At 72.2% G+C, this 11,730-nt stretch carries 8 protein-coding genes; all 8 read left to right on the forward strand.

Features of this window, described 5'->3' with window-relative positions:
* The first annotated feature begins 271 nt into the window (after window positions 1-271).
* The 8 genes from secA to ACO229_RS26180 all read left to right on the forward strand — a co-directional run bounded on the left by secA (window position 272) and on the right by ACO229_RS26180 (window position 11,728).
* Window positions 272-3,217: a preprotein translocase subunit SecA gene (gene secA / locus ACO229_RS26145; protein WP_423463239.1), complete on the forward strand. Its 2,946-nt coding sequence runs from the start codon at window positions 272-274 to the stop codon at window positions 3,215-3,217.
* A 200-nt stretch (window positions 3,218-3,417) separates the two neighbouring features.
* Window positions 3,418-4,716, forward strand: a complete 1,299-nt coding sequence (locus ACO229_RS26150; RefSeq protein ID WP_397432896.1) for a homoserine dehydrogenase — start codon at window positions 3,418-3,420, stop codon at window positions 4,714-4,716.
* A 9-nt stretch (window positions 4,717-4,725) separates the two neighbouring features.
* Window positions 4,726-5,841: a threonine synthase gene (gene thrC, locus ACO229_RS26155; protein WP_397415193.1), complete on the forward strand. Its 1,116-nt coding sequence runs from the start codon at window positions 4,726-4,728 to the stop codon at window positions 5,839-5,841.
* Window positions 5,841-6,836 (forward strand): homoserine kinase, encoded by a 996-nt coding sequence (gene thrB / locus ACO229_RS26160; RefSeq protein ID WP_397432895.1) that lies wholly within the window; start codon window positions 5,841-5,843, stop codon window positions 6,834-6,836. The genes thrC and thrB overlap by 1 nt, the downstream gene beginning before the upstream one ends.
* A 394-nt stretch (window positions 6,837-7,230) precedes the next feature.
* Window positions 7,231-9,066: a transcription termination factor Rho gene (gene rho / locus ACO229_RS26165; RefSeq protein WP_423465349.1), complete on the forward strand. Its 1,836-nt coding sequence runs from the start codon at window positions 7,231-7,233 to the stop codon at window positions 9,064-9,066.
* 134 nt (window positions 9,067-9,200) lie between these two features.
* The gene (gene rpmE, locus ACO229_RS26170; protein ID WP_119142620.1) at window positions 9,201-9,419 is read left to right on the forward strand and encodes a 50S ribosomal protein L31; all 219 of its coding nucleotides are present in this window, start codon (window positions 9,201-9,203) and stop codon (window positions 9,417-9,419) included.
* Window positions 9,420-9,532: 113 nt separating this feature from the next.
* The gene (prfA, locus tag ACO229_RS26175; protein ID WP_397414951.1) at window positions 9,533-10,621 is read left to right on the forward strand and encodes a peptide chain release factor 1; all 1,089 of its coding nucleotides are present in this window, start codon (window positions 9,533-9,535) and stop codon (window positions 10,619-10,621) included.
* 105 nt (window positions 10,622-10,726) lie between these two features.
* Window positions 10,727-11,728, forward strand: coding sequence for a N5-glutamine methyltransferase family protein (locus tag ACO229_RS26180; RefSeq protein ID WP_423463240.1), 1,002 nt, complete (start codon window positions 10,727-10,729; stop codon window positions 11,726-11,728).
* Window positions 11,729-11,730: the final 2 nt, after the last annotated feature.

An 11,730-nucleotide genomic window follows, 5' to 3' on the forward strand; every position in this document is an offset into this window, starting at 1 on the left:
GGGCGCCGGCCGTCGTGGCTTGCCGGGGCGGAACCCCGAGGGAGAGCACGGTACGGCCTGCCCCACGAGCGCGGGCGGGTGGGCGGTGCGACCCACTTTATCTGGTACCGCCGCATGGGGCGGACACCGGTTCGCCGGAACCGCGGGCTTCCCGTGATCGTTACCCCGAGAGCGAACCCCGCCGGTCCGCCTCCGGCTCTGGGCCACGGGCCCAGGTTTACGGCCTACCATGGGCGACGGCGAAACGTGACGACGAGCTGGGAGAACCCGCGTGTCCATCCTCGACAAGGTCCTGCGCATCGGCGAAGGACGTGTCCTGAAGAAGCTGCATTCCGTGGCTGAGCAGGTCAACCGCTTGGAGCCCAGCTTTGTCGAGCTGAGCGACACCGAGCTGCGTGAGGAGACCGCGCGCTTCCGGGAACGCCTGGAGCACGGCGCGACCCTGGACGAGCTCATGCCGGAGGCGTTCGCGGCGATCCGCGAGGCGGCGCACCGCACGCTCGGCCAGCGGCACTTCGACGTGCAGATCATGGGCGGCGCGGCGCTGCACCTCGGCAACATCGCCGAGATGCGCACCGGTGAGGGCAAGACGCTGGTGGCCACCACGGCCGCCTACCTCAACGCCCTGAGCGGCGACGGCGTGCACGTGATCACCACCAACGACTACCTGGCCAAGTACCAGGGTGACCTGATGGGCCGCGTCTTCCGGTTCATGGGCATGACCACGGGTGTCATCCTGTCCGGCCAGACGCCGGCGCAGCGCCGCGAGATGTACGCGGCCGACATCACCTACGGCACGAACAACGAGTTCGGTTTCGACTACCTGCGCGACAACATGGCGTGGTCCACCGACGACCTGGTCCAGCGCGGGCACAACTTCGCCATCGTCGACGAGGTGGACTCCATCCTCATCGACGAGGCCCGCACGCCGCTGATCATCTCCGGCCCCGCCGCCGGCGACGCGAACCGCTGGTACAACGAGTTCGCCAAGGTGGTGCGCCGCCTGGTCCCCACCGTCGACTACGAGGTCGACGAGAAGAAGCGGACCGTCGGCGTGCTCGAGCCGGGCATCGCGAAGATCGAGGACTACCTCGGCATCGACAACCTCTACGAGTCGCTGAACACGCCGCTGATCGGGTTCCTGAACAACGCCATCAAGGCGAAGGAGCTGTTCAAGCGCGACAAGGACTACGTCGTGCTGAACGGCGAGGTCATGATCGTCGACGAGCACACGGGCCGTATCCTCGCGGGCCGTCGCTACAACGAGGGCATGCACCAGGCCATCGAGGCGAAGGAGGGGGTGGAGATCAAGGCGGAGAACCAGACGCTCGCCACGATCACCCTCCAGAACTACTTCCGCCTCTACGCCAAGCTGTCCGGCATGACCGGTACGGCCGAGACCGAGGCCGCCGAGTTCCAGGGCACGTACAAGCTGGGCGTGGTGCCGATCCCGACGAACAAGCCGCCGCAGCGCATCGACCAGCCCGACCTCGTGTACAAGAACGAGGAGGGCAAGTTCAACGCGGTGGTGGCCGACATCGTGGAGCGGCACGCCTACGGCCAGCCGGTCCTGGTGGGTACCACCAGCGTCGAGAAGTCGGAGCTCCTGAGCGCCAAGCTCAAGAAGGCCGGCGTGCCGCACAACGTGCTGAACGCCAAGGAGCACGAGCGTGAGGCCGCGGTCGTGGCCATGGCGGGCCGCAAGGGCGCCGTCACGGTCGCCACCAACATGGCCGGCCGCGGTACCGACATCATGCTCGGCGGCAACGCCGAGTACCTCGCGGTGGCCGAGCTCGCCGAGCGCGGCCTGGACCCGGTCGAGACCCCCGAGGAGTACGAGGCGGCCTGGCCGGAGGCCCTCGAGAAGGCCAAGGCGCGCGTGGCCGCCGAGCACGACGAGGTCAAGGAGGCCGGCGGCCTCTACGTGCTCGGCACGGAGCGGCACGAGTCCCGCCGCATCGACAACCAGCTCCGTGGCCGTTCCGGCCGCCAGGGCGACCCCGGGGAGTCCCGGTTCTACCTGTCGATGCAGGACGACCTGATGCGCCTGTTCAACTCTGGCCTGGCCGAGTCGATGATGAACCGCGCGGGCTTCCCGGACGACATGCCGCTGGAGTCCAAGATGGTCACGCGCGGCATCATGTCCGCGCAGGGCCAGGTGGAGTCCCGCAACTTCGAGATCCGCAAGAACGTCCTCAAGTACGACGACGTCCTCTCGCGCCAGCGCAGCGTCATCTACGCCGAGCGGCTGCGGGTGCTCCAGGGGGAGGACCTGCGCGAGCAGGTGCAGCACTTCCTGACGGACACCATCACCGACTACGTCACCAACGCGACGGCCGACGGCAGCACCGGTGAGCAGTGGGACCTCGACGCCCTGTGGACGGCGCTCAAGGCGGTCTACCCGGTGTCGCTGACCCCGGAGGAGATCGCGGAGGAGGCCGGCGGCCTCGACCGGCTCACCGGCGAGATGCTGCTGGAGGAGATCCTGTCCGACGCCCGCGTGGCCTACCAGGCACGCGAGGACGAGCTGACGTCGCCCGCGATGCGCCAGCTCGAGCGCCGCGTGGTGCTCTCCGTGCTGGACCGCAAGTGGCGCGAGCACCTCTACGAGATGGACTACCTCAAGGAGGGCATCGGGCTGCGCGCCATGGCGCAGCGTGACCCGCTGGTCGAGTACCAGCGCGAGGGCTTCCAGCTCTTCCAGGCGATGACCGACGCCATCAAGGAGGAGTCGGTCGGGTTCCTGTTCAACCTCGAGGTCACGGTGCAGCAGCCCGACGCCGAGCAGGCCGACGGCGCCCCGGAGCTGCCCACCGTCGGCCCCGTGCCGCCGCGTGGCCGTCTGGGCACCGGACAGCCCGACGCGCCGCCCACGACCCAGATCCCCGCGGTGCAGCCGGCCGCGGCGGCGCAGCAGGCACCGGCCCCCCGGCCGCGGCGTGCGGCGGGTGCGGCGACCGAGCCGATCCTGCTGGCCAAGGGCCTGGACACCCCGAACCGGCAGCAGCCGCTGACCTACTCGGCACCGAGCGAGGACGGCTCGGGCTCGGCGTTCATGCAGTCGTCCGACGGCGCCCGCCGGCGTGCGGCGCTGCACGGCGAGGCCAGCGCCGTGGCGAGCGACGGCCGGACGTTCCCCGGCACGCCGCGCAACGCGCAGTGCCCGTGCGGGTCGGGCAAGAAGTACAAGGTCTGCCACGGGGTCAACGAGGCCTGACGGCCGCCGTCACCCCGTCCGTCCGCCGAGGCGGTCGCCCGCCCGCCGGGTGACCGCCTCGGCGTTCCCCGTGTGAGACAGCGGTCTCCGGTGTCGGACGGTCCGGTTACCCTGATCGCAACGGCCGGAGCTCTCCGTGCGGGCCCGCACCGGACCGGACCGCCCGCCTCGATGAGTCCCCCGACGAAAGCAGGATCGCCGTGCCCGTCCACGTCCCCGAGCCCGCGCGCGGGCTGCGTGTCGTTCTGCTCGGCTGCGGCGTCGTGGGCACCGAGGTGGCCCGGATCCTGCTGGAGCAGGGTGCCGACCTGGCCGCCCGCGCGGGTGCCCCGCTGGAGCTCGTGGGCATCGCCGTCCGCAGCACGGCCCAGCCCCGTGACCCGGCGATCCCGCGCGAGCTGCTGACGCAGGACGCGGAGTCGCTCGTGGACGGCGCGGACATCGTCGTCGAGGTGATCGGTGGTACCGAACCCGCGCGTGGCCTGCTGCTGCGGGCCATCGAGGGCGGCGCGGCCGTGGTCACGGCGAACAAGGCGCTGCTGGCGGCGGACGGGCCCACGCTCTACAAGGCGGCCGACTCCGCCGGCGTCGACATCTACTACGAGGCCGCCGTCGCGGGCGCCATCCCCATCGTGCGGCCGGTGCGGGAGTCCCTGGCGGGCGACCACGTGCGCCGCGTGCTCGGCATCGTCAACGGCACCACCAACTACGTGCTGGACCAGATGGCCACGAGCGGGCTGGACCTCGACGCGGCGGTGAAGCAGGCCCAGGAGCTCGGCTACGCCGAGGCGGACCCGACGGCCGACGTGGACGGGTACGACGCCGCGGCGAAGGCCGCGATCCTCGCCAGCCTGGCCTTCCACACCCGGGTCTCGGCGGACGACGTGGCCCGCGAGGGCATCCGCGGCATCACGTCCGACGACGTCGCGTGGGCGGCCCGGACCGGGCACGCCGTGAAGCTGCTGGCCATCGCCGAGCAGACCGGTGAGGGTGTCTCCGTCCGGGTGCACCCGGCGCTCGTCCCGCTGGACCACCCGCTGGCGGGTGTGAAGGGTGCCTTCAACGCGGTCTTCGTCGAGGCGGACGCCGCAGGTCCGCTCATGTTCTACGGGCAGGGCGCCGGGGGGCGCCCCACGGCGTCGGCCGTCGTCGGCGACGTCGTCTCGGCGGCGCGCCACCGTGTGCTCGGCGGCAAGGGCCCGCAGGAGTCCACCTATGCGGCCCGCCCGCTGCTCCCGCCCGACGCCGCGGTGACGCGCTACCAGGTCCGCCTGCTGGTGGCCGACCTGCCGGGGGTGCTGGCCCAGGTCGCCGGCGTCGTGGGCGACCACGGCGTGTCGATCGACACCGTGCGCCAGACCGGCCCCTCGGAGGGCACCGCCGAGCTGCTCCTGACCACCCACGCGGCCCGCGAGGCGTCGCTGGCCGCCACCATCGCGGCGGTCCGCACGCTCGAACCGGTCCGCGAGATCACGTCCGTCCTGAGAGTCGAAGGCTGAACCGTGCCCGTGCTGCCCGCTGAACCGAACCTCCCGTCCGCCGCTCCCGGCGCACCCACCTCACGCCTGTGGCGCGGCGTGATCGCCGAGTACGCCGACCGCCTGCCCGCCCACCTGCAGCAGAAGATCGTGACGCTCGGCGAGGGCGGCACGCCGCTCGTCCCCGCTCCCGCGCTGTCGGAGCGCACGGGCGCCGACGTGTACGTCAAGGTCGAGGGCATGAACCCCACCGGCTCCTTCAAGGACCGGGGGATGACCACCGCGATCTCGGCGGCCGCCGGGCGCGGCGCCCGGGTCGTGGTGTGCGCGTCGACCGGCAACACGTCGGCGTCGGCCGCCGCGTACGCGACGCGGGCCGGGATGGTCTGCGCCGTGCTCGTGCCGGACGGCAAGATCGCGATGGGCAAGCTGAGCCAGGCCGTGGCGCACGGCGCGCGCCTGCTCCAGGTGGACGGCAACTTCGACGACTGCCTGGTGGCCGCGCGCAAGCTCGCCGACACCCACCCGGTCGAGCTCGTGAACTCGGTGAACCCCGACCGGATCGAGGGCCAGAAGACGGCCGCGTTCGAGATCGTGGACGCGCTGGGCGACGCCCCGGACATCCACGTGCTGCCCGTCGGCAACGCCGGGAATATCACGGCCTACTGGAAGGGTTTCACCGAGTACGCCGAGGCGGGTGTCGCGAGCCGTACGCCGGCCATGTGGGGCTTCCAGGCCGCCGGCGCCGCCCCGATCGTCAAGGGGCACCCGGTCGACGAGCCGGACACCATCGCGACCGCCATCCGGATCGGCAACCCCGCCTCGTGGGAGCAGGCCGAGCAGGCCCGCGACACGTCCGGCGGCGTCATCGAGGCGGTGACCGACGAGCAGATCCTCGCGGCGCACCGCATCCTCTCGGCCGAGGTCGGCGTGTTCGTCGAGCCGGCCTCCGCGGCAGGCGTCGCAGGCCTCCTGGCACGCCACGAGCGTGGCCTGGTGCCTGCGGGGGCGCGCATCACCATCACGGTGACCGGTCACGGGCTCAAGGACCCGGGCTGGGCGCTGCGCACGCCCGACGGCGGCGAGGTGGAGCCCGTACGGGTCTCCGCCGACGTCGTGTCGATCGCCGACGCCCTGTCACTCTGATGCAGCTCGGCGCCGACCACGTGCGGGTCCGGGTGCCCGCCACCAGCGCGAACCTCGGCCCGGGGTTCGACGCGCTGGGCCTGGCCCTCGCGCTGTACGACGAGGTCGAGGTACGGCTCGTCGCGAGCGACGAGGTGCTCGTCGAGGTCGAGGGCGAGGGGGCGGGCGAGGTCACGCTGGGGGAGGACCACCTGGTGGTCCGTGCGCTGCGCCGTACCATGGACCTGGCCGGGGCCGTCCCGACCGGCATCCACATGACGTGCCACAACGTGATCCCGCACGGACGGGGGCTCGGCTCGTCGTCGGCCGCGGTCGTGGCCGGGATCGTCGCGGCGCGTGCGCTGCTCGCCGACCCGCGCGCGATCGACGCCACCACGGTGCTCGCGCTGGCCACCGAGTTCGAGGGGCATCCCGACAACGCTGCCCCGGCCATCCAGGGCGGGGCCACGGTCGCCTGGACCACGGACGACGGTCCGCGCGCCGTCGGCCTGGACGTGGATCCCACGATCGAGGCCACCGTGCTGGTACCGGACGCCCGGCTGGCGACGGCCCGGGCCCGCGCGGCCCTGCCGGCCCGCGTGTCGCACGGCGACGCCGCGTTCACCGCGGGCCGGGCGGCACTCCTCGTCGAGGCGCTCGCCCGGCGGCCGGAGCTGCTGTTCGACGCCACGGAGGACCGGCTGCACCAGTCCTACCGCGCGGCCGTCCTGGGGGCGTCCAGCGAGCTGCTGCGGGCGCTGCGGGAGGCCGGCGTGCCGGCCACGGTCTCGGGCGCCGGGCCCACCGTCCTGGTGCTCGCCGGGCCGGAGCACAGGGCCCGTCGTGACGCGGTCCTGGCGGAGCTGGTGGACGAGTCGGCGGGTTGGCGACGGTTGAGTCCGGGAATCGACATGACCGGTGCACGCGCACGGAGAGTTTCCGGAAACACGGGTGCGCTATCGTCCGGCTCGGCAGGTGCGACGGGTCGTCCGGGAACGCACCGTGTCGGGCCATGATCACGGGCAGTACGGGGTGGTAGTATGCAGTGAACCTTCGGGATCGCACGTCCTGAGCCATGGTGGCGGGAGCCCGGAATCTTCTCGGTTCCTCACCGCCTGATCGGCAGAGTTCTGATCCAGTGAACCTCGGCTGCTCAGCCGTGCCCGTTGCAGGCCGTGACCCACGGCTACCGCATCTCGCGAGAAGGCAGACAACGCCCCCGTCCGCCGTCGTCGTCGTACCACTGATGCGAGGTTTTTCGCGCCTCGGCCATCTCGTGCCGGACGCCCACTATCCCGCGGCCCGCGATCACGCGATCAGCCGCAGTTCGAGGGGGAAGGGTCCTTCGTGACAGACACCACCGATAACGCTCAGGAAGCCGCCGGCCGTACCGCCGGAGCGCTGAGCAGCATGCGCCTCGCCGAGCTCCAGGCACTCGCCGGAGACCTGGGCGTGAAGGGCACCTCCAGGATGCGCAAGAGCGACCTCGTGGAGACCATCCGCGAGAAGACGGGCGGCGCGACGAAGCGTCCGAGCCGTGCCGCTGCCACCGTGGAGCAGCCCACCACCGACAAGCCCGCCCGCGCCGAGACGCCGGTCGCCGCCGCCGAGGTCGCCACCTCGGGTGTGCGCGCCGACGCCAGCACGGAGGCCGAGAAGGCCGCCCGCCTGGCCCAGCTCGCCGAGGCCGTGGCCGCTCCGCGCGAGCAGGGCGGCCGTCGTTCCGGCCGCGGCCAGGGTGCCGCCGAGCAGAACGGCGACAAGACTTCCGAGACCCGTAACGGCCAGTCCGGCAGCGGCCGGCAGGGCTCCCGCAACGACCGCTCCGGTGAGCGTGGCGGCGAGCGCGGTGCCGACCGGAACGAGCGCGGCAGCAACCGTGGCGGCGAGCGGAACAACGACCGCAACGCCGACCGGAACAACGACCTCGACGACGAGCGCGGTTCGCGCCGCCGCCGCGGCCGGGACCGGGGCCGGGACCGCAAGCGCGGCCGCGGTCGCCAGGGTCCGGACGTCGCGGGCCTCGAGAACGTCGAGGTGCGCGAGGACGACGTGCTGCTGCCCGTCGCCGGCATCCTCGACATCCTCGACAACTACGCGTTCGTGCGGACGTCGGGCTACCTGCCGGGCAACAACGACGTGTACGTGTCGCTGAACCAGGTCAAGAAGGCCGGTCTGCGCCGCGGTGACGCCGTCGTCGGCGCCGTCCGCCAGCCGCGCGAGGGCGAGGAGCCGCCGCAGCAGCCCACCGGGCGCAACGCCAAGGTGAACAAGTTCAACGCCCTGGTCCGCCTGGACACCGTGAACGGCATGACGCCGGAGGAGGCGCGGGAGCGCCCCGAGTTCACCAAGCTGACGCCGCTGTACCCGCAGGAGCGTCTGCGCCTGGAGAACCCCGAGGCGACCAAGCTGACGCCGCGCGTGATCGACATCGTCGCGCCGATCGGCAAGGGCCAGCGCGGCCTCATCGTCGCGCCGCCCAAGGCCGGCAAGACGCTGATGATGCAGCAGATCGCCAACGCGATCACCACCAACAACCCTGAGGTCCACCTCATGGTCGTGCTGGTGGACGAGCGTCCGGAAGAGGTCACCGACTTCGAGCGCTCGGTCAAGGGCGAGGTCATCTCCTCGACCTTCGACCGCCACGCCTCCGACCACACGCTGGTCGCCGAGCTCGCCATCGAGCGGGCCAAGCGCCTCGTGGAGCTGGGTCAGGACGTCGTGGTGCTGCTCGACGGCATCACCCGCCTGTCGCGCGCCTACAACCTGGCCGCCCCGGCGTCGGGCCGCATCCTGTCGGGTGGTGTGGACGCCGCGGCGCTCTACCCGCCCAAGAAGTTCTTCGGTGCCGCCCGCAACATCGAGGACGGCGGCTCGCTGACCATCCTCGCCACCGCGCTGGTGGAGACCGGCTCGAAGATGGACGAGGTGATCTTCGAGGAGTTCAAGGGCACCGGCAACATGGAGCTGCGCCTGTCGCGGTCCCTGGCCGAGAAGCGCATCTTCCCGGCGATCGACGTCAACGGCTCGAGCACGCGACGCGAGGAGATCCTCATGTCGAAGGACGAGCTCGCGATCGTCTACAAGCTGCGCCGCGTCATGGGCGCGCTCGACCAGACGCAGGCCGCCGAGCTGCTGCTCGGTCAGCTCAAGAAGACCAAGACCAACGTCGAGTTCCTGCTGCACGTGCAGAAGACGACGCCGGGTGGTCTGACCGAGGACGAGAACGTCGGCGAGACCGTCTGATCCGGACGGTCCACGTCACACCCCGCTGCCTCGCCCATCCGGGCGAGGTAGTGGCAGAATGACTGGCTGGCTCGCTGGTTCACGCGCCTGCGGTTCTGCAGGGCGACCCAGCGGCATCACAACCAAGGAGCACCATGAGGGCTGGAATCCACCCTGAGTACGTCGTCACCCAGGTCACCTGCACCTGTGGCAACACCTTCACGACGCGTAGCACCGAGACGTCCGGCAAGATCAGCGCCGACGTCTGCAGCGCCTGCCACCCGTTCTACACGGGCAAGCAGAAGATCATGGACACCGGTGGCCGCGTGGCCCGGTTCCAGGCGCGCTACGGCAAGAAGGCCGCCGACAAGTAGCGACTCCGCAGCGCCGGTGGTCCGGTCCGACAACCTCTCCAGGGGCAGTCGGGCACCGGACCACCGGCGCTGTTGCTTTGCCCGGACCCCAGCCGTAGTACCGAGGAGAGATCGTGACCGAAGCGTTTGCCGGTGTCGGGCCGCTGCTCAGCGAGCACGCCGAGATCGAGACGGCACTGGCGGACCCCGCCGTGCACGCCGACCCCGGCCGCGCCCGGACCCTCGGCCGGCGCTACGCCGAGCTGAACCAGGTGGTGGGTGCCTACAAGGCGTGGGAGCAGGCCCACGACGACGCCGAGGCCGCCGCCGAGCTGGCCGCCGAGGACGCGTCGTTCGCCGAGGAGCTGCCGGGCCTGCGCGAGGCGGAGGCCGCGGCCGAGGAGCGGCTGCGCCGTGTGCTCGTCCCGCGCGACCCCGACGACGGCCGTGACGTCATCCTCGAGATCAAGGCGGGCGAGGGCGGGGAGGAGTCCGCGCTGTTCGCGGGCGACCTGCTGCGCATGTACCTGCGGTACGCGGAGCAGCGCGGCTGGTCCACGCAGGTCCTGGAGGCCACCGAGTCCGACCTGGGCGGCTACAAGGACGTCCAGGTGGCGATCAAGGCCAAGAGCGTGCAGGGCCCCGAGGACGGCGTCTGGCACAGCCTCAAGTACGAGGGCGGCGTGCACCGCGTGCAGCGGGTGCCCGTCACGGAGTCGCAGGGTCGCATCCACACCTCGGCCGCGGGCGTGCTCGTGTTCCCCGAGGTGGACGACCCGGGTGAGCTCGAGATCGACCAGAACGACCTGCGCATCGACGTCTACCGGTCCTCGGGTCCGGGCGGGCAGTCCGTCAACACCACGGACTCCGCGGTGCGCATCACCCACCTGCCCACCGGCATCGTGGTCTCGATGCAGAACGAGAAGTCGCAGCTGCAGAACCGGGAGCAGGCCATGCGCGTGCTGCGTGCCCGCCTCCTGGCGGCGCAGGCGGAGGCCGCCGCCGCCGAGTCCGCCGAGCTGCGCCGCTCGCAGGTGCGCACCGTGGACCGCTCCGAGCGGATCCGCACGTACAACTTCCCCGAGAACCGCATCGCCGACCACCGCACCGGCTACAAGGCCTACAACCTCGACCAGGTGCTGGACGGCGACCTGGGCCCGGTGGTGCGGTCCGCGATCGACGCCGACGAGGCGGCACGGCTCGCGGAGGCGGCAGGTGCCTGAGCCCGGAGGCCGGGGCACGACGGCCGTCCCCGCCGGACGGATCACGGCGGGTCTGGCGCCGTCCGGTGCGGTCGGGCAGGCTCGTGCCGTGGCCGGAGGAGTGCGATGAGCGCGCAGCTGCTGAAGTGGGCGCAGGAGGAGCTGGCCGACGCCGGGGTCGCGTCGCCGCGCGCCGATGCCGAGGCGCTGCTGGCGCACGCGCTCGGCGTGGACCGGTCCGAGGTGCGCCGGCTGGCGGTGCTGGGCCGCGAGGTGCCCGACGACGCGGTGCGTGCGTTCGAGGCCCTCGTCGCGCGCCGGGCCGCCCGCGAACCCCTGCAGCACCTCACCGGGCGTGCCGCGTTCCGGCACCTGGAGCTCGCGGTGGGCCCCGGCGTGTTCGTGCCCCGCCCCGAGACCGAGGAGGTGGCCCAGGTCGCCGTCGACGAGGCGGCCAAGGTCACGGCCGAGCGCGCGGGTGCGGGCGCCGTCGTCGTGGACCTGTGCACCGGGTCCGGGGCGATCGCCCTGGCCGTGGCCACCGAGGTGCCCGGGGCGCGCGTGCACGCCGTGGAGCTGGACAAGGACGCGCACGCCTGGGCGGAGCGCAACGTCGACGCGCTGAGCGCGGCCGCCGCGGGCCGGACGCCTGCGGACGGCGGTGCGCCCGGAGCCGGCACGACACCGGACGACCCGCCCGAGCGGATCGTCCGCCTGGTCAAGGGCGATGCCCGCACCGCGCTGTACGGGATCGACGGGACGGCCGACGTCGTCGTCTCGAACCCGCCGTACGTGCCCTCGGACGCCGTGCCGGTGGACCCGGAGGTCGCGGAGCACGATCCGGCCGTCGCGCTGTACGGGCTCGGCCCCGACGGCCTGGAGGTGCCCCGCGGCATCACGGCGGCCGCCGCGCGCCTGCTGCGACCGGGCGGGCTCTACGTCATGGAGCACGCCGAGGTCCAGGCGGAGGCGGCCCGTGCCATGGTCGCGGCGACGACGGACGCCGAGGGACGGCCGGCCTTCGAGGAGCCCGAGACCCGCAAGGACCTGACGGGACGGCCCCGGATGGTGGTCGCACGCCGTGCGGCTCCACCGGAGTCCAGGATCGTGAAAGACTGGCCCGCGTGAGT

The sequence above is a fragment of the Promicromonospora sp. MS192 genome (assembly GCF_049532985.1).
Classification (GTDB): Bacteria; Actinomycetota; Actinomycetes; order Actinomycetales; family Cellulomonadaceae; genus Promicromonospora.

Coding starts and splice junctions, on each gene's coding strand:
- thrB (WP_397432895.1), top strand. CDS start 5,841: ATGCAGCTCGGCGCCGACCACGTGCGGGTCCGGGTGCCCGCCACCAGC.
- rho (WP_423465349.1), top strand. CDS start 7,231: ATGCGCCTCGCCGAGCTCCAGGCACTCGCCGGAGACCTGGGCGTGAAG.
- ACO229_RS26180 (WP_423463240.1), top strand. CDS start 10,727: ATGAGCGCGCAGCTGCTGAAGTGGGCGCAGGAGGAGCTGGCCGACGCC.
- rpmE (WP_119142620.1), top strand. CDS start 9,201: ATGAGGGCTGGAATCCACCCTGAGTACGTCGTCACCCAGGTCACCTGC.